The following is a 24,397-nucleotide window of genomic DNA, read 5'->3' on the forward strand; positions in this document are numbered from 1 at the left end:
CGCAATAAAGTAGACAACATAAGTTACATAGTCATTTATTCTCAGGATATCCTCGATAATAGTGAAGTTTTACAAAGATTTATATCATTAATAATTAATGATATTAATTATTTCATGACAGGCAGCGTCGCAATTGCTTTCCCCATTACACACCCCTTCATGTGCCGAGCCGGCCGCATGGAGCGGGTGTTTTTTTGATGCTCATTGAAAGGCGGTCATGCCCAGTTTTTCGAAACAGGATGGTGAAGCAGACGATACAGGAAGGCTGCAAAGAGCTTTGGGGTGCATAATCTATTGACGCTATTAGGAATGTAATACTATTATTAGGATAATCATGGGAATAGCTATATATTCGAGCTCGATTTCGTGTGACACGAATCCGGGAATTGTAAGTATAGAGTCTACAATGGGAACCCAAGCTTTCGAAGAATCCCGACCGCGTACATGGGTGTAAAACTCCGGCCATTAACTTTTAAGGAGTGATAACATGAAGTTCCCTTCGATTGGAGTAGGGCGAATTGTTTTGATCGGCGGTGTTTTAGCGATTGGTGTTGTCCTAGGGTCGCTCACCGTAAAAACTACCACTGCTTCGCTGTTGGATAAAAGGTCAGAGGACACAACTAATTATTCAAAAAATGAGAGCGGTCAAACATATGGTTCAGCAGTAAATGCCCTTACGGCTGAAGAAAAACCGGATTTAATGGAAGCGTATGGAGAAGGTGGAGTAAAGGGCTACGTTCGGAAAAAAGACTTAGCGGGTGAAGACCCAAAAACCCCGGAAGAGGCTATCGCTTTGATGAATAAACAGATAGCAGAAGGCCCGAAAACAATCCCCTTGTACAAAGAAGACGGTAAAACAGTAATTGGCGTATATAAGACCGGTGTAGGTAAAGTGGTTGAGAATCAAAAAGAAGAGCGTTGATTTAGAACTGAATTAAATAAAAACAGCGGCCTTAGACGTAAATGTCTCTTGGCCGTTGTTTTTATTTTGTAAAATTCAGGTTGCCGGGGAAATATCGCTGCGGTCGAAGGGGCTGCTCCTTTTTTCGGGAGTATAGCCCAAAAGTACTATTTTTTTACTCGAATCGTGATATTATAGAATAGGAAAAATTGGGACTGCTACTTGCATATTGCACATGGAGGATGAAATGAATGGTGAAAAATAGAGTATTGATTACTACAACTTCTGTTAATGACTTAATACAACTCGAGCATTACAAAGGAATAGTGTCTGCAAGAGTCGTGACTGGGGTCGATCTGTTCTCAGATATATTTGCCAGCTTAGCGACGTTTTTGGCGGCCGTTCCGCCACGTATCAGAAACAGTTGAAAAGCATTTATGACGAAGTCATGAATCATTTGACCGAGGAAGCCGTTAAATTAGGAGCCAATGCCATTGTAGGAGTGAAGATTGACCATGATGAGGTTTCCGGGAAAGGCAAACAAATGTTCATGGTCACGGCTAACGGAACAGCAGCCTTTATCCCGGAATACAGTCAAGAGAAGGAAATCCCAGCGTCCGAACAGTTGGTCGAGATCTCGTTTGAGAAGTACCAGTACGAACAAAAACGATTGAAATTGATCTTCAACGTCAATCAGGATTACAATGCAATACCGAACTATTGGCAAACCATATTCGAGTACTATTCTCCTGAAATAATGGGGCAAATATTCAAGCTATATTCGGAGACCGATATAGATTACAACAATACGTTTTCCAATGTGTTTGAATATTTCAACGGAGTCGATGAGTCACTTGCTAAGACATTCTTATATCAAAACCTCCAAGATAGAAAAGCGAGGACTATTATTCATCAAGCGAAGCTGACGGACTATGATAGGATCGAGAATATACTCGTGAACAATACGGAATGGATTGTGAAAAAAAATGCGCTCGCCCTGGTTACAGGAGACAAACGCAAGTATCATGCGGACGACATTGCCAAGCTTGAGAAGCTGAAAAGCCTTATCATGACAACGTTTGTTCAACGGGCGAAGTACGATTCAGACAGATGGACCTGCGAATGTGGGAAGGTAAACAAGTCCAATGTCATCTATTGCAAGTCATGCGATCATGACGATCGAGGATTCAAAAAGGGCGAGGTCAGCGTTGAAGAGACTCAGACTAAGCTAACGGAAAAGCTATATGTGTTGAAGCATATTTTCGGGCAGGTATGAGAGTCGAAGCCTATTAGAAGTTGATTGCGAGGTTGTACAGGGCCTTGCAGTCGGAAAAGCGATTTGAAGTCATGCGGCATCTTCTCTTATTTGCAACAGGATTTGCCGCTACTTCCCGATATTTCGAGCTGTCGGAGCTATATCTGCCGGAGGGCAGCAGCTCTCGACCGTGCCGTTCGGAAAGTTTGTCGATTGACCTGTTCTTTAATTGGAACTATACTGTGTAGCAAAGAGGGTGAGTAGAGTGAAAAAAATTAGCAGTCGTTTTTCGATGGCAGTCCATATACTCTCGATGATCACGTTGGACCCGCTATATAGTACAGGCGATCGAATAGCACGAAGCATCAATAGTAACCCTGTTGTAATTAGACGGATCATGGCTCAGCTCAAAAAAGCTGGGTATATTGAAACAAAATCTGGAGTTGCCGGTGCCTCCCTTCGAGTATCTCCCGAAAGATTAACCCTATTGGATATATACCGGGCGGTCGAATCCGTGGAAGGAAACCAGCTTTTCAATTTTCATAAGGACCCAGACCCCAATTGCTCTGTAGGAATGAACATTGAATCGGTTCTTGTACCTCAACTCACTCATGCGCAGATGGCAATGGAACATGAACTGGCTTCCGTTACCCTGGCTCAGATTGTTGAGCAATTACGTACAAAAGCGAATGTAAAATAAAGCTGCTCCCTACGTGCCGTGGAGCAGCTTTATTTTACATTTTTTTAATTTGCGCCAGTCAAACAGTAAGCTGTGCAGGCTCTACATATTCAATAAAACTGCCATCGGGATGTTGTACAAAAATGCTTGGACCAATAGGACCATGCTGATCCCTTATTATAAGGGTATTTTGCTGTTTTAATCTGTTCTTCAATTTGTTCATGGAATCCACGTACACTACGGCACGGAGCGATCTAGCAGGCTCCAATGCCTCCGGACTTCCAGATACGATAACATAAGGATATACTGTGGCTAAAGACAAGCCGGCTTCGGGAATATCCCATCTGCGATCCACAGGTCGGTTCGCAAGAGATTCATAATAAGCAACGGTTTTATCCAGTTGACTGGTAAAAACGGGGATAAAATGATCTGTGATTTTCATAGTAACCTCCAAATTTTAATTTTAACCTATAACCAAGATGGTTATATCAAGTATAGTTATATATAAATATCTTAATTTTGTCAAACTTTTTTGGTGAAGATTCTTCAAGAAAACATGGGATTTAGATGTTTATGAACTCATACTTCGCAGCGCGAAATTGTTATTCGCAATTCGTAATAGATCGATATTTTGGAATAACTCGTCGACACTTCCCCGGCTCAAGTTGTGATAAGGTTGGGATATCCGTTACGACGGAATAGCATCGGACAAAACAAAGGAAGAGGGATCTTGCTATGCGGAACATGGCTAAACCGGCAATGATGTTAGGGGCTGTCGACAAGGGTGGGCCGAAGGCGGTTGTGGTTGGCCAGACCGACCGATGGTCGATCATTCCGCGAATCGGCGAGGCTCCCGCAATCGACGGAAATCTGGATGAGGCGGCGTGGAGCGAGGCATCCCGAATGAGCGGTTTTCGGGCGATTTATATCAACGAGCCTGTGAGCCCAGACATGGACACGGAAGTGCGGTTTGCTTGCGATGACTATTGTCTGTATATCGGCATAGCGGGAACGGGAGCCGTCGGGGCACGCGCGGCGGCGGAGAGGATCGATATTCTTTTGTCCGCCCCGCAGCGGTCTGACCGATTTTTCCATATTCCGCTGGACATCTCGACGGGGACGCGCGAAATGAATACGGTGTACGGACACGGCGTCGCCTTTTTGGAGCATCCGGAGCGCGTCCGTTCCGCCTTACGGCGCGATAGTGAAGGCTGGACTCTGGAGGTCGCGGTTCCCGTTTCTTCCGTCATGGATCGGGAGCCGATGCCGGGCGACGAATGGCGAATCAATGTGATCCGCTGTTCCGGCATTGCGGCTCCGCGACCGCTCAGTTCACTCGTTCCCGTTCGGCAGTCCGCGATTATCGATCTGGGCCTGCCGTCGTCCGGCTATAGCGTGCGAGTCGATATGCTGCCGGAAGGCCGGATGGCCCGGCTGTACTGGCAGCGGCTTCCTGGGAAAGACGAGGCGGCCCGGCCTGAGCCGTGGCTGCCGATTTGGGCCGAGCTGATCTATGGCGGATTTACCGAAAAACGATTGCGTCTGGATGCGAAGGAGTTTGGCGGTTGCGACTTGGCTTCCGCCAAGCTGACGTGGAGAACGCCTTCCGACGAGCGGATCGACATCTCGGAACTCGAGTTGGATGCCGCAGACAGCACCATCGCATTCCGCCACCCGAAGCCGCTCAAGACCGGCTGGTACGAGCTCCAAATAAACATAACGGACCGGGGAGGGCGGCAACGTCTTCTGGTGCTGTCTTTCGACAGCCACGCGCTCATCGAGGCCGGGGAAAGCTTGTACGTCCCGCCACCGGTGGCCGGCGTGCGGATTGTGGTGGAGGAGGAGCCTTCGGAGGAGGTCAGCCGGCTGCTGGAGCTGATCCCGCCGCAACCCGGTTTCATTTTCGGGGGAGACCCGGAGTGTCCGGAATTGTATGCCGGAGACAAGCTGTTCCGCTGGGACCCCGGCGATCCGTTTGCACTCGTTTCGCCCCGCACGGGAACCCGACATCCGAACGAACGGTTCCCGGAGGATAAAGCTTTTGTCGTCCATAACCGCAAGGGGGAAGAGGTATGCGTTCCGTACTTTGAAGATGCCGATGGCAGACATTACTCGCTGACCGGGCTGCTCTGGTACGAGCAGAAAATATATGCTTTGAAGCAGACAAGCAAACTGGCTAAGTATGACCCGCTGGGTGCAGCTAGATTGTTGAACCGGTGGGCCGATGCATACGCAGGCTGGGTCCCGACCAACGATTATCCGTGGGGCTGTTATCCGACAGAAGGGCATGCAGGTCCGCCTTATCATTACTGGGGAGGCGTATGGTCCCGCTGGTCGACCTCCGATCTCGGGGAACTGCGGCATTTGGCGGAGGCGTACGCCGAGGTGAAGAAGACGAACGCGTTCGAGGTACTGAGCGAGGAGACCGGCTTCGACGTCGACCGCAAAATGGTGGAAGGCATGTTCCGGCCGTCGTACGCGTTTTTCGACAGCTTTTCGAACGGAAACCATAACAACGACTACCACAACTGGATCGGACTGATCGCGCTAAGCCGGGCTACCGGACACCCGCGATACATGCACCAGGCGCTGGAGCGAATAAGGCTGTTCGTGGCCAACCGCTTTTTATTCGACGGCTTCTTCGGCGAAGTGTGCGTTTCGTATCATCTCCAGTCGACCGGAGGGCTCCAGGCAACCATGGAGGCGGCAAAAGGATGGACCGATCCGGACGGCTACGTCTCGCCTCGTTCCGGCCAAAGAGCGGACGATCTCGACTTGGAGCGCGATTATCCGGCGCTGCAGGCTTTCAAGCGCGTTATCCGCGGCATAACGTATCCAAACGGACATTATTTTCCGATTCAGGATACGTGGGCTTTCAGCATATCGAGATCGCCGGACCCGAACGGAGCATCGTTGTTTCTACCCGCGGCGGGCATCGCCAGATTGACGCTGGGCTCGGGCGAGCAACAGATGCAGCTATATATGAGCTGCGTCCCGAAATACGGCCACGACCATCTCGATCCGCTCAATCTGGCACTATTCGCCTGCGGGCAGGAGCTTTTGCCGGATATCGGCTATACGCATACGCTGTACCGGCAATGGACGAGATCGACGATGTGCCACAATACGGTTGTCGTGGACGGCAAAGATATGGATCGGAGCAGCGGCGTCGACGGAGGCAGCTTGCGCTTGTTCGCCTCGGCCGGAGCGGACGTACAAGTGATGCGGATGAGTCAGGAAAATGCGTATCCGAGTCTGAGTGAATACGGCAGAGAGGCGTGGCTGATCGGGTTCGGCGGCGATGCCTGTGGGGCCGAGGGAAACGGCCGACACGGTTACGTGGTCGATCTCTTCCGGATACAGGGAGGCACCCGCCACGAATATACGCTGAACGGAGACGCCAACCGCGACAGCATCATGGAAACGAATGTGCCGATGAACCCTTACGGGCCTTATCTGCTTCCTCCGGGAACGAAAGTAACTCCGCCAACCGGCGAACTGGAGCAAGGAGATGCCCAAGGTCATTATTACGGATATATGTATGTGCAGGAAGTACAGAGAGCGGAAATCGGGAATAGCGGCTATGAATTGATGCTGAGAACATCGGGAGAAGGACGGCTGAAGGTAATCGGACTGGACGGCTCGAACGGTAACGGAGAAAGAAGCGAGCTGTTTCTCGGCAAAGCTCCGTCGCTGCGGTCCACTCGTCTGCATGACAAGTCGAAGGATAACAACGTTGAGGCGGTCCGCTATTCAATGCCCAAGCTGGTAGTCCGCAAAGAAGGCGCCGATCTGCGCAGCCGGTTTGTCCATGTGATGGAACCATATGCCGCCGACGGCGATCCGCGCATTATGCGCGCCGAGCTGCTTCGGCCGGAGCGGGCCGGGGAAGGCGCTGTCGCATTGGCCGTCGCTTATGGCATCACGACGGATATTGTTCTCAGTTCCGGTTCTGCCGATCTAAGGCAGCCTCTGGTCGTAGGCGATATCAGCTTGACGGGCGGTATCGGCTTCATCCGGATCGAGAACGGCGAGGTTGCGCAGATGGTGCTGATCGGTGGCACGATGCTGCGCAAGGGCGAGCTCGAGATTCGTGGCGACGGACCGACGGAAGGAGTGATTGATAGCGTGCTGCGTAAGGCAGATGGCGAACCGGTCGACGCTTTGGTCACGAGCATGTCCGTTCCCTACGATGCGACGAGGAGCTGCGTCATCGTGACTCATCCCGACGGGAGTACAAACGGATATCCGATACGCGGCATCGTGCGCGAGGAAGGGCGGACACTCCTGCTGGTCGAGGGTACGGACCCGGGCTTTACGATCCGCGAAGACGGGGGCTCGGAAATGAAGTTTTATCCGTTCAAAAAATGGTGCGGACCGCACCGTTTCCGGATCGATAATGTTGTCCGGCTCCGATGATCTTACGTTCGCAGCGGCGGCTGAGAGCGGAATTGACCGGGCGTCATCCCCATATGTTTTTTGAACGTCTGACAAAAATACGAGGAGTTCGGATAACCCGACCGTTCTCCGACCTCCTGAACGGACAAGGAAGTCGTCTGCAGCAGCAGCGACGCTTGCTTCATGCGGCGGATCGTCAAGAAATCGGTAATGGTCTTGCCGGTCGTTTTCTGAAACAAATAGGAAACGTGATTGGGCGACATATGGGCAACGCGCGCGAGCGCCTCTAGCTGGAATTCTTCCGGGTAATGCTCGTCGATCCATTTCAGGATACGCACGACGAACGGGTCGACCGTTGGCTGCTGCACGTCGGGTTGGCTATAAGACTGCCAGATGGGTTGGACATATTGGAAAAACGACAGCAAAAACAGCGCGTTTCGCTCCAGATCGTCGCTGACGGGACGCGACCGGAAGCGGCGGTCGAAATCCCGGACCCAATAATCCAGCTCTATGGGAGCCGGTATCTGCTGAATTTGCAGAACGGAGTCCGAGTGAAGCAAGTAATCGTGAAATTTATACAGGGATGGAAACGGTTTCAAGAAATCCGAGAAGTAGCTCGGACTGTATTTGAACAGCGACCGGATATAAGGCTGCTCCGGGCCGACCTCCATCTGCTGGTAGTGCGGCTGAAACGGCCGGAAAAAGAGCAGGGAGCCGGATTTCACTTCATACATGCGCTGCTCGACAATCACTTGCCCGGCACCATCGTGAATATAAAAAATTTCGGCTCCGGGATGGAAATGGAACACTTCTTTATAAGGCGCGGCCCGGTCCACGACAAGTTGGAGCTCGATCGGACGTTTCAGCGTATCCGCAAACAGCATTGTTTTTCGCCTGCCTTTGCACAATTCGTAATTGAGCAACATTATAGCAGATATACGGAAGGCCGGCACTCCAAAATACCGCAACGGGAATGGAACCGTCCTTGAAACAAAGAAGCAGGGAGGGATTGCGATGACGAAAACGCATATAAACGTATACGTAACCGGAGGCTCGTCCACCCAAAGCTTTACGCAGGACAAAGCTCCGCTTGCCGGCTGGGGTCAGGCGTTCGGCCCCTATTTCGATGAAAGCGTAACGGTAATCAACCACGCGATTACGGATAGAAGCTCCAAAAGCTTTATCGAGGAGGATCGTCTCGCAGCAATCGACCAAGTCATCGGAGAGGGGGACTACTTGTTCGTTCACTTCGGACACAACGCGCTGCCGCTCGCCGATCGGCTTCGCGGCGGAGTTGTCGCGAAATCGTGAGCGGCGGAAACAAACGTTTAGGCAAGGGGAAGGCTGCCGTATGCCGACGGTGGTCTTCTCTTGTTTGTCGTTCCATCTGCCCGATGAAGCCGGCATGACGACCGGAAGACGGGGCGTTCCGATCGGGAGACGATACGGGCGGACCATAGCTATGAAGCAAAGAGACGGATGCAAACACGGGGAGACGTATTCGATACTTCGCGATATGGGGAGCGACGGATTCGTAATTGAACAACATAGATTCGTGTCTGAACCAAACCGGGCCGTCGCCAAACGTGGTACGCTTGAAGTGTCGAATTTACGGTCCCTTTAGTACGGCGCTTTACTCTAGAGGGCATCGGAAATGCTTCAGTAATCGCCGGCCATCCGGCATCGCAAGACATTCGAATAAGAACCATAGGGGGATCGGGTGTGGTCAAAAAAACGTTGCATTGGAACTTGGCCGTTATCATGCTGGGAAGCGTCCTGACGGCTTGCTCGGGGGGACAGCCGGTGAGCGGCAAAAGCGAAGGGCTGCCGTCCGGTGAGAAAGAGGCGGAGAAGAAGGAGCCGGTCGAGCTTGTCTTCTACATCACGTCGAGCGGGTGGTCGGAAGAACGGTTTATGGAGGAGTACGGGAACGCCGTCGTCGCGAGGTATCCCCATATGAAGCTGAAATTTATTCCGACCGGCAAAGGAACGCTGATTCCGGAGCTGCTCGCCGGCGGTACGACGATCGATGTGGTGATTTCGTCCATCGGAGTCACACAATCGCAAATATTGGACAACAATCTGCAGTACGACCTGACAAGCTTGATCCAGTCGCACAAGCTGGATCTGAACCGGTTCGAACCGACGACGATCGAGCTGATCAAGCTGATTTCGAACGGCGGGATCTACGGGTTGCCCTTGAACAATACAGTCGGCCTGCTGACGTACAACAAAGACTTGTTCGACAAGTTCGGCGTGCCGTATCCGAAGGACGGCATGACCTGGGATGAAACGTACGAGTTGGCCAAGCGGATGACCCGCGTCGAGAACGGCGTCCAATACAGGGGCTTCATCTCCTCCGTCAGCCATTTGTCGCAAATCAACCAGCTCTCGGTCCCTTACGTGGATCCGAAGACGGGCAAGGCGCTCTTCGAGCTCGACGCTAGATGGCAGCGCTTTACTTCCGATCTGGCCCGGTTTTACCAAATACCCGGCAATGAAGTGGATGCGAAGACGGTCAGCTTGGCCGAGCAGTACAAGGCGTTCACGGAAACGAAGACGGTGGCGATGATGGCGCATATCGGCACGCCGGGAGCAGAATTCCAGGCGAACTGGGATATGGTGACGATGCCGGAATACAAGGAACGTCCCGGACTCGGTCCGCAGCCGTATCCGACCTATACGTTTGTGACGTCGTCGAGCAAAAACAAGGAGGCCGCTTTTGAGGCCGCCGCTTTCTTGGCGTCGGAGTCATTCCAGACGACATTGTCGAAGAGAGGGCTCATGCCCGTGCTGACCGACAAGGCGATCAAAGACGTCTATGGGCAGGAGACGGACTATTTAAAAGGCAAGAATCTGATGGCCCGCTTTCCGAAGCAGCTTGCCTCTCCGATGCCGATGACGCCTTACGACGCGATTGCCAAATCGAAATGGGCGGCCCAAATGGACATGCTGATCCAAGGGCAAATCGATGTAAACACGGCTATGCGGGTAGCGGCGGAAGAGACGAATAAAGCGATAGAAGCCGAAAAGGCGAAGAAAAAGTAAAGCTCCGGCTGACGTCCTTTGCGGCGGCAAGAGCGGCTTCGGAAACAGAGAATCGCGATGAGGATAGCGACTTTTGGAGGGAACCGACTGATGAATCAAGCGCGGCAAAATCACGAAATGTTCATTTGGACCCCGTTAATCGGCTTTAACAAGGAGAGCGAGGACAGGGGGGTGGCCGACTATTACTCGACAATCGGATTTCAGCCGGACGGGATCTCCTTGTTTCTGTTCAGTCCCGATATCGTCCATCACCATGAGGACGGCATGGAGTCGGAACGGATACTTCCCCCGGACAATTGCAACTACTACGGCAATGTCCGCAACGAAATACGGGATATTCAGGAGTGGACCAATTTCGAGCTGAGGGAGCTGGTGGCGGGGCTGGAAAGCCGCGGGGCCGCGACGTATATGGGCCTTATGGGGGTATATATCGATCAAGATCCCCGGCATCCGAGCCATTACAATACGGGGCATCGCGAATGGCTCACAGACCATAAGGAACTGATGGGGGTATGGACCATCGGCAATGCGAGTCTGAATGTGCTGAAGCGGTTTGAGGACGGCACGTACTACGAGGATTTTTTTCTTGTCAAGGTACGCCGGGCGCTTCAAGATTACGGCTTCTCCGGCCTGCACGTGGCCGACAACTTCTGTCCGCCGGGCTCCGGCGGCTCGGCGAAAAACGGCGATTATTCCGACGACATGATCGACCAGTTTACGGCTCATACCGGCATCAAGCTCCCGGATGAAATAGGCGCTCCCGTCGATGACCGGGACCGTGAAGGAATCCGAAAACGCGGCACGTACATCTGGAATCGATACAAGCGGGAATGGCTGTCGTTTTTGACATGGCGCTGGGCGGCGTTCTGGGAAAAGGTGTGCCGGGGGCTGCACGAGGACGGCAAGAAGGTGATCGTCAACAATGCCTGGTGCAGCGAACCATTCGAGGCGATATACCGGTACGGGATCGATTACAAAAAGCTGTATGAGGCCGGGGTCGATTATATCGCCGCGGAATCGGTGGCGACGAGCGTGCATATGGCCAAGGAATTGGGTCCGTATCGGATGTACAACTATATGACGATGCCAACGTTGATGAAGGCTTACGTTCCCGAAGGCAAGCTCATCTGCCTGAACGGCGTGAAGGACTCGACCGAGGAATGGAGCACTGTGGGACATTTCGCCTCCAACGTAGAGAGGGAGATTTATTCGCTGACCCACTATTTCGTGCATACGCGTGACGGTTTGAAGCGTTCGATGGATGGCTTCCTCGTCTGTCTGGGAGACGGGCTGACGCGGGAGGAGTGGGCATGGCTGAGAGAACGATGGGATATCGGCTTTGCCGAGCTTCCCCGGACCGTATTGACTCCAACGTTCATTTGGTCGGATCATGCGATGCATGCTTTGCTGCCCGATTACATTGCGACAAAACGCTGGTCGATGCACAAGACGATATATGAATTCGCCAAAGCCGGCGGCCAGATCGGAGCCGTTGCCCGCATAGAAGATTTGGAAACCGTGTCTGGTCCGATTTTCATCCCGAACATCGATCTGATGTCCGAAGCGGAGATCGACCGCATCTCGGCTTACGACCGCGGACCGGTCATTTGCACGAGCCCGTCCGATCGCCGGTTCGGTCTGCCCGGTTCACTGGAGCCCGACATTTCCTTCCAGGATCCGATAGCCGACTTCAAGATGCGCATTTCCGGCTACCGGATGGGTTACCTCGATTATGCCGATATCACGGCGAGTCTAGGCGAGGACGACGGCAGCCCGGATGTGGAGGGCGATCCGCGTTATGCGGAGGACCCGGGAATATGGCGGCTGGACCTCGTCTACCGCAAAGCGTCGACCGGCTTCGTCCAAGCATGCGGCAAGCTGCTGCGGGCGGCTTATGCAAGCGCGGGCGACCTTTCCGCCGATATCGAGCACCCGTTGCTGTCGATGCGGATGAGCGACGGGACGTTTCGGCTCCTGATCGGCAACGACAATCGGCTGCAATATCGGCTGCCGGTCGTGCGGACGAAGCGCGCCGTCAAGCGAGTCGCGAGCAAAAGCAAATTTCCGGCGTTGCCCGTCAAGCGGGTCGACCGGGAGGGCCGCACGATTCTGCCGCGATCGGACCGCTCGCACGAATCGATTGCGAACGGCGGCTTTATCGCCAAAATCCCGCCCGGCGGTATGACGATATTCGACGTGGAGTTGGCGGATGGGGAATGAGAGGAGGCTATCCAAATGTCCGTCATGACTGTAACCGGCAAGGTGAATGCCGATAGCTTGGGTTGGGTACTGCCGCACGAACATGCCTTTATAGACCTGAGAGCGCTTGTTCCCGCGCCGCACAACATCTCGGCCAAAGTGCTGGCGAGGGAGAACGTATCGCTCGCCAACTCGGGCGCGCTGCGTCGGAATCCTTATGCCGTTCTGGACAATGCGGTGATCGACGACGAAGCAGTGATCCGGGAGGAACTGCTTGCGTTCAAGCAAGCCGGAGGCACGACGCTGGTCGACCTGACTTTGCGGGAGATCGGCCGCGACCCGGCTTTGCTCGCCCGTCTGTCGCGTACGCTCGATATCCGCATCGTCGCCGGCTGCGGCTATTATATCAAGGCGACGCATCCTCCAGATATGGACGAGAAATCGGTCGAGTCGATCGCGGAGGAGATGTTGACCGACATCCGGCACGGCATCGACGGAACCTCGATCAAGGCCGGCGTCATCGGCGAGATCGGCACAAGCGAGATCATCTACCCGAACGAGCGCAAGACATTGATCGCCGCAGCCGTCGTGCAGCGGGAAACCGGACTCGGCCTGCACGTGCATACGGACTTGTGGGCAAGGAACGGCTCTGAGGTGGTTCGCATTCTCGTGGGGCACGGGGCCGACCCGGGCAAAATCTGCATCAACCATATCGATGTCGATATCCGGCCCGATTATTTGAAGGAGCTGTTGGACCAAGGCGTTTACATCGAGTTCGACAACTTCGGCAAAGAATTTTATGCCGACCGCAGACACCGCAGCGTACTGAAAGGGCTGTTCGCCCGGGACATCGAGCGAGTGCTTGCGATCAAAGCTTTGATCGACGCTGGCTACGGCTCCAGCCTGCTTGTATCGAACGACGTCTGTCTGAAAACATGCCTGCACCGCTATGGCGGCTGGGGATACGATCACGTCATTACCAATATCGTCCCGATGATGGAGGACGAAGGCATAACCCCGGAGCAAATCCGAATGTTGTTTTGCGACAACCCGGCGGCATTTCTCGACGACGGGAAATAAAGGAGGTACCCCATGAAATGGATCGATTGCAGCTGCGGAATCGGTTATAGAACCGTCAATTCCGACATCGTCAATCACGAGTTTTTCCTGATTCGGGAACAAGTCGAGCAAGCTCGCCACGCGGAGGAACTGCTGGAGATATTGGACTTTTGCGGCATCGCGGGCGCAGTCGTCTACCATGCGACGATGATCGATGTCGATCCCGGCTATGGGAATGCGAAGCTTTTGGAGGAAACGGCCAAAGCGCCGGAGAGGCTCCTCCCGACTTGGACGATTTTGCCCGCTATCACGGACGAGGAATTTGCCCCGCAGCCTCTGTTCGGCCGAATGAAACAAAGCGGCGTACGCCTGCTGCGGGCTTATCCGGAGCGCAATCGCTATTTGCTCAACGCGGTGACGATGGGAGAGCAGCTCGATGCGATCGCCGCGGCGCGTATCCCGCTGTATTTGTCCCCGAGTACGGGGTGGGAGCCTATTTACAGCGTGCTGGAACAGTTTCCCGAGTTGACGGTCATCGTCCACAATTACGGCTTATGGAGCCATGCGCGCTTTTTGTACCCGCTGCTTCGCACGTACCGCAATGTGTATATCGAGTGCGGCGATATGCAGACAGCCGGCGAATTGAAGCATCTATGCGGCAAATTCGGCTCGGAGCGGGTTTTGTTCGGTTCCGATTTTCCAAGCAACAATATGGGCGGCCCGCTGGCGACCGTCATCGGATCGGGGATCGGTCAAGCGGACATTGCGAATATCGCCTTCGGCAATATCGAGCGTTTGTTAAGCGAGGTGCGGCTATGAACAGAGTAGGCATCAAAATGACGAATCCGTCGAAGCTGGCCGAAGAGTTTGTGGAGACCGGCAAACTGGGCAGCCTGTCGATCATCGACATGCATACGCATATGGGTCCGTTTTACGGCACGTTTTTGCCGGAAGCCGGATTGGATCGGATGATCCGCATGATGGATATGGAAAACATCGAGTGGATCATCTCCGCTCCGCACAGCGCCTTGTTCGATCCGGTTGCCGGCAATAGCGAGATCGTACAGGCAATGGTCCAATATCCGAAGCGTATATACGGTTACTACACGTTTAACCCCAATTACCCGGACGGGCTGGAGCGCGATCTCGCCGATTTCGTCCGTCATCCTGGATACGTCGGCTTCAAGCTTTTGCCGGATTACCACAAGTACCCGTTGACCGGCGATAAATTAACGCCGCTGTACGAGTTCGCCAACGATCACGGACTGCTACTGCTCTCGCATACATGGGGCCATAGCCCGTATAACCCGCCGTGGATGATTGCCGAGCTGGCTCGCCGCTATCCGAGGATCCAGTTTCTGATGGGACATTCGGCCCCCGGCGAATGCGACCGGGCGATCGAGCTTGCGGCCGAGCTGCCGAACGTGTACCTGGAGCTGTGCGATACGCATCGGCTGAACGGAATCGTGCGGAAGATGGTGCGGGCCGCAACCTCCGAGAAGGTGCTGTTCGGCACCGACATGCCGTGGTACGATCCGCACTACGGTCTGGGCAGCGTCCTGTTCTCGGGCATCGATGACCGGGAGATCGCCAATATTATGCATCACAATGCCGTCCGCTTATTGGAGGGAATCGGCAAATAACAGAGACATCCAAGCAACGTTCGGAGAGGGGAGCAAGGGTATGAGTGAAGCGATCCATGCAAGACCGGAAGCGTCAAAACAGAGCGAGCCGGAGGTGATCGAATCGTTCGAGGTCGCCAAAGGAAAGGTATTCGGCGATTTGCTGAGCAAGCGGTCCGAGCCGCGTACATTGAAGGTAGGTTTGGTAACAGTCGGTTTTTTCGAATACTGGCGAATGTTCCCGGCTTCTTTTCAGGAAGAGGTCCGCAACGATATGACGCTTGTGTACGAAAACCTGAAGCGGCATGTGAAGCATGTCGTCTGGCCGGGACTGGTGCATACGCTCGATACGGCGGACGCGGCGGGTCGGCGGCTGAAAGAAGAACAGGTCGATCTGGTCGTATATGTGGCCGGCACGTACTGTCCGGACTATATGGCCATCCAGGTGTTGTCCCATATCCGGGAAGTTCCGGTCCTCCTGTTCAATACCCAGGGGTCGAATCGCGTCAATTTGTCGGGAAGCTATGCACATATGATGCGCAACAGCGGTCTGATCGCCAATACGCAGCTCGCCGCCACCTTTCGCAAAATGGGCTGGTACCCGGATTTGAAGGTGGTCGTAGGGGCGCATGAGGAAGAGGCGGCTTATGCTGAAATTGGCGCTTACGTGCGCGCCTACGAAACGTATGTCGGCCTGCAAAGCTTGAATATCGGCGTGATCGGTCATGTGTTTCGGGGGATGTACGATTTCGAGTACGACAAGACGATGATCAAGGGAACGTTGGGGCCGAATGTCATCTCCATCCAGGTGGATCACCTGCTGCGGCAGTTTCGGGAGTCCCCCGAAGACGATATTCGCGAGATTGTCTCGGCAACGAAAAACCGGTTTAACATTGTCGGTCTCGGCGACGACGATATCGAGCGCTCGGCGAAGTTCTACTATGCGCTGCGCAGCACGTTTGAACGGTTCCGTCTGGATGCCGTCACGCTGCTCGGTCAGCACTACACCGAGGAGAAGACGGGGACGACGCCATATTTGGCGAACACGATGCTGCACGAGGAAGGCCGGTATGTGGTCAATACCGAAGGCGACGTCCACGGCCTGATCATGATGTGCATCATGAACCGGCTGACCGGCCAGACGCCGGCATTCGCCGAGTGGGGGGAATACGACGAGACGTTGAATGCGATCCTGATGATCCACCACGGCTATGCCCATACGGGTTACGCGACGGACCGCGGCACGATCAAAGTGAATCGTTCGCCGGAACAGTGGGGCCTGGCGGGGAAAGGATTCGGCTTCGAATATACGCTAAAGCCGGGCATCGTGACTCTCGGGCACCTGATCAACGATAAGGAAGGCTACAAAATGCTGATCGTCCGCGGCAAGGCGCTGCACGTCCCGGACAATATCCCTTGCGAAGAAATTACAGCGCTGATCCAGCTGGAGAGTCCGGTCAAAGCGTTTCTCGCCGCGTTGATCAAGGAAGGGTTCGCGCATCATTGCATTATCGCTTATGGCGATCTGAGCGAGGAGCTGAGCCAGATTGCCCGATTTATGAACATCCGGGCATGCGTGTACTGAAGGTCCGGCGATAGAGCCATGTTTCGGTCATACACATCCAATCCAAGAAGGAGTGAAGGCAATGAGTGCCATTCCGGCCGAAGAATTCGCCGCGAGAGCGGAAAAGCTGAAGCAGCTCATGCGGGAACACGATATTCAAGTATGCTTGATTTACGGGGACGAGTACCGCAAAGAAAACTTGCGCTATATAAGCAATTATTGGCCGTTGTTCGAACGGGGGGCGGCGATCGTACCGCAGGACGGCGAGCCGATCGTGATTGCGGCGCCCGAGGGCGATATGCTTTGCCGCGAAATGAGCGCCTGGACGGATATCCGGCTGCTTCCCGAATTTACGTGCGTAACCGTCCCGGAGGCGATCGATTATCCGTTGGCGCAATATACGAGCTTGCAGGCCATTTTTCGGGAATTGGGCGAAAGGCAAGGGTTGCGGCGCGTAGGCATCGTAGGCATGGACGCGATGTCGGATGCCCTGCTCCATACGATTGAAAGCAGTCTGGACGGCGCGGAAACTGTCGATGCGGGCCATCTGTTCTTCAAGCTGCGTATGACGAAAAGCGAGCATGAAATCGCTTGCCTCCGGCAAGCGGCGGCGATTGCCGACGCGGGCTACCGGCTGATGATCGAGCGGGTCAAGCCGGGAATGACGGAGCTGGAGCTTGCCTCGTTTGCCTACGGCGAATGCACCCGGTTGGAGGCGGAATGCTTGCCGTTCTGCGTGTTGACGAGCGGCGAGCGGGTGAAGACGATCATCGGCAGACCGACGAACAAGGTCATCGAGGACGGGGACATGGTGATGGCCGCGATTGCCGTGCAGATCGAGGGCTATGTGGCCACGATCGGATTCCCGTTCGTCGCCGGCGAGATGAGCGGCGAACAGAGGGCGTTTATCGATATGCTGGTGGAGGCCGAGGAACTGGCTTTGTCCAAGCTGAAGGCGGGCGCGAAGCAAAGCGGTCTGGTACGCGCGGTCAAAGCTTATTTTGCCGACAAAGGCGTTACCCCGTACGACCTGTATCCGCCGCTGCACGGCTGCGGTCTGTCTGAAGCGGAATCGCCGTATCCGGACGAGCATGCCGATGCCGTCTTCGAAGCGGGCATGACCGTGAATACGGATGTCAGTCTGTTCGGCCACCCGCACGGCTCGAACCGGATCGAGGAAAGTTTGATCGTCACGCGAGACGGTTATGAGTCGATGTCGAAGCTGGTGCGGGAGTTAAGCGGCGAGTGGCGCAGGAACAAGGCCGCTTCACCAGGTCAAGCGCTCGAGTAAACAAGACAAGACGTCCGCTCTTCAGTCTGGCGGCGAGAACGGACCAGCGTACAGTCTACCATCTGTTTCATAGAACAAAGGAGGAATGTTGGATGACGGATGTAAGCGGGACAAGGACAGCGTCGGGAGAGCATACGGCGGATGAGCGGATGACCGCGATACTCACTCGAAGAAAGCTGCTTGCTTCGTTCGGGATCACGGGGGCGGCGTTAGCGGCGGCGGCGCTGCTGCCCGGAGGGATACCGGAGGCGGCCGGTCAAGCCGGCAGCGTCGGCATGTCTGTTTACGGAAACGGGACCCCGTACTGCCACGACTGCGTTCGGGACATCACGCTGGCGGAATTAAGAGCGACTCCGGATACGTCGGAAGGATATGTGTACTATGTGACCGATGCGGGACAGGACGGGCATTATGGCTACGATCCGAACGATACGGCCTCATCCGACGACACGGGCTCCGTCGTCGTTTCGAGCACGGGTCAGCGGTTCAAGCGGATCGTATCGGACGGGACGGTCAACGTCAAATGGTTCGGTGCGAAGGGCGACGCCACGACGAACGATACGGCTGCGCTAACGCTTGCAATCGCTTACGCCTCGTCGATCTCCTCTTCGACCAACATACCGACGATTTTCTTTCCGCCTGCCGCGGGGTATGCCGTGGACTCGACGGTGACCGTCCCGGCGAACATGCATATAACGATGGAAGCACCGCTTGTCTATACGGGAACCGCGAATGTCGCATGCCTGGAGATCGGCGGCACATCTTCGATCAACTCGCTGCTGACATTGAAACTGCAGGTGCAGCGGGCCGTCCAAGCCGATTGGCTGAGCGAGGACAGTGTCGGCATCCGGGTGATCAATTGCTACTCCTCCGACATTCATATCGTCGAAGCGAGAGGCTTTACGATCGGCGTCCAATGTCTCGGCGCTTCGGCCGGCTTCGTCTATAACGAAGTGCATCTCGGTGCGCTGACGAACAACAAGATCGCGATCGACCTGACGAATCGCAATGCCGGAAGGGGTATCGGCTGGTGCAACGAGAACGTGTTTCTGAACGGCCGGATCTGGTGCACGAGTACGACGAACCTCGGCATGGGACGCATCGGCGTGCGGATTACGTCGCAGGACGGAACGTATACGAATAACAACAACAACGTATTCTACAAGCCGAGCTTCGAGCTGAACGCCAACCGGGCGAATCCGCAGGAGGCGCTGCCGGTTCTGATCGAACACGGCGCGTTCAATTTCTTTGCGGACATTCGCAACGAAGGCAATAGTCCGGTCACAATCCGGACGTTGAACCAGTCGAACGCCAACGAGCTGCAAGCCGGATACGGCAACGCAAAGGCAGACGATTTGTCCCAGTATCCGTCGACCGTCGTGAAGACTCGTCTCGGCTGACTGATCGAATTCAACGCGATGATCTTCAACTCCGGCCCGCTTCATCGGAAGGCATGTTATTACGACGGAAGCACGGCTGTGCATATTCCGGGCATCGGCTTCGGCTCGTATCAGACGGCGAACGTGTATCCCGCTTATCAGCTAAGCCTGCATGCGGAATATGTGGCTGTCCCCAGCTCCGCGTACGGTGCCCCGGGCGTGTTTGTCGATACGTCGAAGTGCAAAAGGTTCGTCGTCAAGCAAGATTGCGAACCGGGATACGGAGGACGGATTTATCTCGTCTGTTACGATGCCGCCGGGCAAATTTTGACGCAGCCGGGAGGGACTAATCCGGAGCTCTACGTCAAAACGTATGCAAACCGAACCGTATTCTGGCGAAGCAACTATTTCGGCGGCAGTTATTCGACCGGCAGCGACAGCGTAGAGGACTTGTTCTTCGCCGTGAACGACGCGGTGAAACGAGTGAGAGTGCTGTTCTGGCGGGGAAGCGCCGACTTGCGTATGCGCTCGTTCTCCCTGTATGCCTTGGACAAATACTCGCCGGCAGTTTGGTCGGGCTATGATGAGCCCGCGGGCGAGCTGAATATCGGGATCGCCGCTCCGAGCGCCGGAGAGTGGGCGAAAGGGAAAGTAGTGATCAACGCCAACCCGGTGAAGGTAAACGGGACGGGAGGGGCGTATATCGTGGCGGAGTGGCGGAAGGTGACGACGGGCAGCGCGAATGTGCTGGGGACGGATTGGCTCGAGCTGCGAACACCGGTCGGTCCGTAATAGGAGGTTGCCATGGGCAAACAAGGAGCAAGAAACTGGTATATCGTCGACGGCTACATGCCCTACAAAGATAAAGTGGACGAGGCCGCCTTCAAAGGGCATGAAGCGGTCATGATTCTGAACTGTCACGATGTCGACGCGGAGATCGCGATGGACATTTATTACGAGGATCGGGAGCCGGACCAGAACATTCGGATTGTAGTTCCGGCGCGAAGAGTCAAATGCTTGCGTATGGATCAGCCGAACGATATCGGCGGTGTCGTGCTGGATAGACAGATGCAATATTCGTTGCGCTTCAGAAGCGGCATCGAGGTCATTATCCAGTATGGCAGAATGGACATCGCCCAGCCGAATCTGGCTTACATCGGCATGATGGGCTATTCGGAATAGCGGACCCACACATGCAACAAATCGCACATTGGAATCCGCTCGGGTGTACGGGACGAAAGACCCAACCGGGGCACTCGGGCGAAGTCGGCCGAGTTTCACAAAAAATGGCTGTATGTTTTGGAGCGATTATAGCAAGGAGGTTCATGCCAATCTTGTGCATGACGAATGGATAAGAGCTTAATATGAAGGGAAGCCGCAAGGTTTCGCCGAGTTTTTGCGGGATGTGATTTGGGCTTTACTGGATTACATAATGGACGAAAATGGAATTGGTGCGCCGAAGTCTTAAATGACTTCGGCGCTTTTTTTGCGATTTTTGGCGTACCCGGATGTCTAGTCCGAGTCGGGAGGGCTTAAGTAGGATTTTGGGGAAGCGACCGTATATTTACAAAAACATTTCATTCGGAGGTAAGAAACCGTGTTAGAATGAGGGCGATTTGATCCCGGTGCTTCGTGACCGGAAACGAAGGAGGAAGATGATGGGAATGAGGACAGGCTGGAAGTCAAAATGGTTGAAAGCCGCGCTTGCGCTGTCGGTCGCCTTGCCGATTCAGAGCTTGCTTGCCGGAGGCTGGTCGGAAGTCCGGGCGGAGGGGCCAAGCGATCCCGCACCATACATCGAGGCTAAGGTCGTTAATGAAAACGCCGGCAAAAAAGTGCTGTTCGACAATACGCACGAGCAGACGGCCGGCGCCGCGGACTGGGTCATCGACGGAGGGTTTTCGGATTTTGCAAACGCCCTGGCGAACAATGGCTACTACGTCAAGGAGCTTCGCAAATCGGGGCCGATCGAGCTGGCCGATTTGAACAGCTACGACGTTTTTGTCGTGGCCGAATCGAACGTTCCCTACAAGACGAGCGAGCAGCGGGCCATGGAGCAATACGTCAAGAACGGCGGCAGCATCTTCTTCATAGCCGACCATTATAACGCGGATCGCAACAAAAACCGGTGGGACGGCTCCGAGGTGTTCAACGGCTATCGGCGCGGAGCGTGGAGCGATCCGGCAAAAGGGATGAGCGCGGAAGAAAAAAGTTCGGAGGCGATGTTGGACGTCGTCAGCTCGGACTGGCTGGCCACTCATTTCGGCGTGCGTTTCCGCTACAATGCGCTCGGGGATATTAACGCAAACCAAATTGTCCGGCCGGATCAGGCGCTGGGAATTACCGAAGGAGTCTCCAGCGTAGCGATGCATGCCGGCTCCACCTTGGCAATTCTCGATCCGACAAGAGCCAAGGGCATCGTCTATTTGCCCCAGACGAAGGATGCTTGGGCGAACGCGGTCGATCAAGGCGTCTATAACGGCGGGGGCTTCGCCGAAGGCCCGTATGTGGCGGTTGCCAAAACGGGCGCGGGCAAAGCCGCCTTCATCGGCGATTCGTCTCCGGTGGAAGACGCCACGCCGAAATATTTGCGCGAGGATACCGGCGCCAAAAAAACGACCTACGACGGCTTCAAGGAACAGGATGACGGCAAGCTGCTCGTCAATATCATCAATTGGCTGTCCAAGAAAGAAAGCTATACGAGTTTGAACGAAGTGAGCGGGCTTCAACTGGATCAGCCAACCGCTCTGCTGCCCTTCGAAGAGCCGGCCGCGTCGACCGAGCCCCAGCCCGAGCCGTGGGCGGCGCCGAACGCCGGGTACAAATGGTACGACCGGAACACGTTCAAGCCCGGCTCGTACGGAAGCTCGGTCGTCGTCGCCAATCCGGTGTACAGCTTTGTGCATCAAGCCCAGTTGCCTAATGCGGAGGAGTTTCAAATTCGCGTCGCGGCCGATCGGCTTGCACCGAACACTACGGTAACCGGCTTCAGCGCAGGCGTGTATTTGGCCGGCGGGACCCAGGTGGCGATGGTTCGGAATGCGGACGGCACTTGGCCGGCCTCGTACGGCTACAGCTCGGCGTTCAGTTTGACCTCCGACAGAAACGGTTACGCGTTTGCGGATTTGACCGTGCGCATCAAGCCGGGTACGTCGGCCGCGGCCAGCCTGCGGCTGCGCCAAAACGGCAACAATTTGATAACCGAAGCGGTTACGCTGGCTAACGTACCTGCCGAGCCTTTGCCCGGGGTTCCCGATCCGAACCCGTCGACCATTCCGGTAGCGCAGGCGCGGACGAAGCCTTCCGGCACGCTCGTCACGGTCGAAGGCGTCGTAACGACGGAGCCGGGCTCGTTCGGAGGCCAGTCGTTTTATTTGCAGGATGCGTCCGGCGGTTTGTACGTATTCCAGAGCTTGAGCGGATTTCATCTTGGAGATCGGCTGAAGGTTACCGCCTCGACGGCTCTTTACAATACGGAGATGGAGCTGGAAAATCCGATTCAAGTCGTTAAGACTGGCACGGCCGCTCTTCCCGTCCCGGTCGTCGTCTCCTCGATCGCAGACGACAATCAAGGCCAGCTCGTGGAGCTTCGCGACGTAACGATTCAGAATATCGTCTCCGCTACGCCGGCGGGATCGTTCGAGTTTGACGCGGTTAACGGCGGAGTCAGCAACCATATTCGCGTAGATGCCCGCACAGGCTTGACGCAAAGCGATTTTCCGCTTGCCGCCGGGCAAAAAACGAACATAACGGGCGTGGCCTCCATATTCAAAGGCGTTTATCAGCTGAAGCCGCGGGGGATTCACGATTTCTCCGCTCCGGCCGATGGAGAAGCTCCTGTTACGACTCCCGTTTTGTCGGCCAGCCCGAACGCAGCGGGATGGTTTAACCAAGAAGTGACGGTTGGCTTGTCAGCAACCGACAATTCGGGGCAGCCGGTCACGACCCGGTTTGCGGTAGACGGAGCGGCGGAAGCGAATTATTCGCAACCGATCCGTATAGCAGAGGATGGCATTCATACGATCTCTTATTATTCGATTGATGCGGCCGGCAACACGGAAGCGGCCAAAACGCTGCAAGTGAAGTTGGACCATACGGCTCCAACGGTCGAGCTCACGAATGCAGGACGTCCTGTTGCCGACGTATCGATGCAGGACACGCTGGCGTTCGAGGTAAACGGCACGGACCTTTTGTCCGGCTTAGCGTCGAAGAGCCTGCTGCTGGACGGCAAGGTAATCGGCATCGGACAAACGATCAAAGCGTCCGACCTCGGCGCGGGCGCCCATACGGTGACGGCCCGTGTTTCGGATGCGGCCGATAACGCTGCAGAGCGTTCTTATACGTTCCAGGTGCTGGCCGAGCAAGGTCCGGCAACGGGCAAGCCCGGCAAGCCCGTACTGTCGGACGATAGCGGACAGGCGAACGGACTGCGCGACGGCAACTTTACGATCAAGATGAACATGTGGTGGGGGAATAACGGAACGGTGCTCAAGCTGTACGAAAATGGCGCCCTCGCGGCTACGGTGGACTTGAAGGACGCTTCTCCCGCCGCCCAGGAAGCAAAGGTCGCGATTCGCGGCAAAACAAACGGGACCTACACGTACACGTGCGAGCTGACCAACCGTTTCGGAACGACTTCGTGCGATCCTTATACCGTTCGCATAACGGACGCAGCCCCGGGCAAGCCGGTGCTGTCGGAGGACAATTGGGATGGAGACGGCCGATATACGGTCACAATGAACATGTGGTGGGGGACGAACGCAACCGAGTACCGTTTGTACGAAAATGACAAATTGATCGACAGCCGAAGCTTGAAAGCTTCCTCGCCGAACTCACAGACGATGACGACGGCACTGGAAGGAAGGGCGATCGGCACATACGAATACCGCTGCGAGCTCGTTAATGCGGCGGGAGTCACAACGAGCGACAAAATCGTCGTCAAAGTAGTGAAATAACAAGCCGCACCGCTTATGGCGAGGCTGTCCCGAAGGTTTGAACAAAA

17 protein-coding genes and 1 pseudogene are annotated in these 24,397 nt (G+C 55.0%); 16 read left to right on the plus strand and 2 right to left on the minus strand.

What is annotated here, in order from left to right; genetic code table 11:
* Positions 1 to 487 precede the first annotated feature (487 nt).
* The 3 genes and pseudogenes from ABD796_RS34680 (at position 488) to ABD796_RS34690 (ending at position 2,856) form a co-directional block, all read left to right on the plus strand.
* Positions 488 to 922 carry a peptidase M56 BlaR1 gene (locus tag ABD796_RS34680; RefSeq protein WP_344917207.1) on the plus strand — a complete coding sequence of 145 codons (435 nt, stop codon included), beginning with the start codon at positions 488 to 490 and terminating at the stop codon, positions 920 to 922.
* Between the two features lie 325 nt (positions 923 to 1,247).
* Positions 1,248 to 2,177: pseudogene (locus tag ABD796_RS34685) on the plus strand (YbjQ family protein); the annotation flags it as partial.
* 244 nt (positions 2,178 to 2,421) lie between these two features.
* Positions 2,422 to 2,856 carry an Rrf2 family transcriptional regulator gene (locus ABD796_RS34690; protein ID WP_344917210.1) on the plus strand — a complete coding sequence of 145 codons (435 nt, stop codon included), beginning with the start codon at positions 2,422 to 2,424 and terminating at the stop codon, positions 2,854 to 2,856.
* Positions 2,857 to 2,914: 58 nt separating this feature from the next.
* Here the strand turns inward: ABD796_RS34690 and ABD796_RS34695 are convergent, their stop codons facing one another.
* Positions 2,915 to 3,277: a VOC family protein gene (locus ABD796_RS34695; RefSeq protein ID WP_344917212.1), complete on the minus strand. Its 363-nt coding sequence runs from the start codon at positions 3,275 to 3,277 to the stop codon at positions 2,915 to 2,917.
* Between the two features lie 293 nt (positions 3,278 to 3,570).
* Here ABD796_RS34695 and ABD796_RS34700 point away from each other — a divergent pair, with 293 nt between their 5' ends.
* Complete coding sequence (locus ABD796_RS34700; protein WP_344917214.1) at positions 3,571 to 7,254, plus strand: heparinase II/III domain-containing protein; 3,684 nt, start codon at positions 3,571 to 3,573, stop codon at positions 7,252 to 7,254.
* A gap of 2 nt (positions 7,255 to 7,256) precedes the next feature.
* Here the strand turns inward: ABD796_RS34700 and ABD796_RS34705 are convergent, their stop codons facing one another.
* Positions 7,257 to 8,117 carry a helix-turn-helix domain-containing protein gene (locus ABD796_RS34705; protein WP_344917216.1) on the minus strand — a complete coding sequence of 287 codons (861 nt, stop codon included), beginning with the start codon at positions 8,115 to 8,117 and terminating at the stop codon, positions 7,257 to 7,259.
* Between the two features lie 130 nt (positions 8,118 to 8,247).
* Between ABD796_RS34705 and ABD796_RS34710 the strand changes: the two genes are divergently transcribed.
* The 12 genes from ABD796_RS34710 to ABD796_RS34765 all read left to right on the plus strand — a co-directional run bounded on the left by ABD796_RS34710 (position 8,248) and on the right by ABD796_RS34765 (position 24,350).
* Positions 8,248 to 8,544, plus strand: coding sequence for an SGNH/GDSL hydrolase family protein (locus ABD796_RS34710; protein WP_344917218.1), 297 nt, complete (start codon positions 8,248 to 8,250; stop codon positions 8,542 to 8,544).
* A gap of 411 nt (positions 8,545 to 8,955) precedes the next feature.
* On the plus strand, positions 8,956 to 10,281 hold the full coding sequence (locus ABD796_RS34715; protein ID WP_344917220.1) for an ABC transporter substrate-binding protein: 1,326 nt from the start codon (positions 8,956 to 8,958) through the stop codon (positions 10,279 to 10,281).
* 90 nt (positions 10,282 to 10,371) lie between these two features.
* Complete coding sequence (locus ABD796_RS34720; protein ID WP_344917222.1) at positions 10,372 to 12,501, plus strand: hypothetical protein; 2,130 nt, start codon at positions 10,372 to 10,374, stop codon at positions 12,499 to 12,501.
* A gap of 15 nt (positions 12,502 to 12,516) precedes the next feature.
* Positions 12,517 to 13,560: a phosphotriesterase family protein gene (locus tag ABD796_RS34725; RefSeq protein ID WP_344917223.1), complete on the plus strand. Its 1,044-nt coding sequence runs from the start codon at positions 12,517 to 12,519 to the stop codon at positions 13,558 to 13,560.
* A 12-nt stretch (positions 13,561 to 13,572) separates the two neighbouring features.
* Positions 13,573 to 14,358: an amidohydrolase family protein gene (locus tag ABD796_RS34730; RefSeq protein WP_344917224.1), complete on the plus strand. Its 786-nt coding sequence runs from the start codon at positions 13,573 to 13,575 to the stop codon at positions 14,356 to 14,358.
* A complete protein-coding gene (locus tag ABD796_RS34735; protein WP_344917226.1) occupies positions 14,355 to 15,182 on the plus strand; it encodes an amidohydrolase family protein in 828 nt (275 codons plus the stop codon). The genes ABD796_RS34730 and ABD796_RS34735 overlap by 4 nt, the downstream gene beginning before the upstream one ends.
* Before the next feature lie 40 nt (positions 15,183 to 15,222).
* The gene (locus tag ABD796_RS34740; protein ID WP_344917228.1) at positions 15,223 to 16,746 is read left to right on the plus strand and encodes a hypothetical protein; all 1,524 of its coding nucleotides are present in this window, start codon (positions 15,223 to 15,225) and stop codon (positions 16,744 to 16,746) included.
* 61 nt (positions 16,747 to 16,807) lie between these two features.
* Positions 16,808 to 18,016, plus strand: coding sequence for a M24 family metallopeptidase (locus ABD796_RS34745; protein WP_344917230.1), 1,209 nt, complete (start codon positions 16,808 to 16,810; stop codon positions 18,014 to 18,016).
* A 92-nt stretch (positions 18,017 to 18,108) separates the two neighbouring features.
* Positions 18,109 to 19,416, plus strand: coding sequence for a glycosyl hydrolase family 28-related protein (locus ABD796_RS34750; protein ID WP_344917233.1), 1,308 nt, complete (start codon positions 18,109 to 18,111; stop codon positions 19,414 to 19,416).
* 78 nt (positions 19,417 to 19,494) lie between these two features.
* Complete coding sequence (locus ABD796_RS34755; RefSeq protein ID WP_344917235.1) at positions 19,495 to 20,187, plus strand: hypothetical protein; 693 nt, start codon at positions 19,495 to 19,497, stop codon at positions 20,185 to 20,187.
* 12 nt (positions 20,188 to 20,199) lie between these two features.
* The gene (locus ABD796_RS34760) at positions 20,200 to 20,577 is read left to right on the plus strand and encodes a sensory rhodopsin transducer (RefSeq protein ID WP_344917237.1); all 378 of its coding nucleotides are present in this window, start codon (positions 20,200 to 20,202) and stop codon (positions 20,575 to 20,577) included.
* Between the two features lie 476 nt (positions 20,578 to 21,053).
* Positions 21,054 to 24,350: an OmpL47-type beta-barrel domain-containing protein gene (locus ABD796_RS34765; RefSeq protein WP_344917238.1), complete on the plus strand. Its 3,297-nt coding sequence runs from the start codon at positions 21,054 to 21,056 to the stop codon at positions 24,348 to 24,350.
* The last annotated feature ends 47 nt before the right edge of the window (positions 24,351 to 24,397 follow it).

Origin of the sequence: Paenibacillus hodogayensis (genome assembly GCF_039536325.1) — a bacterium.
GTDB lineage: Bacteria > Bacillota > Bacilli > Paenibacillales > NBRC-103111 > Paenibacillus_AB > Paenibacillus_AB hodogayensis.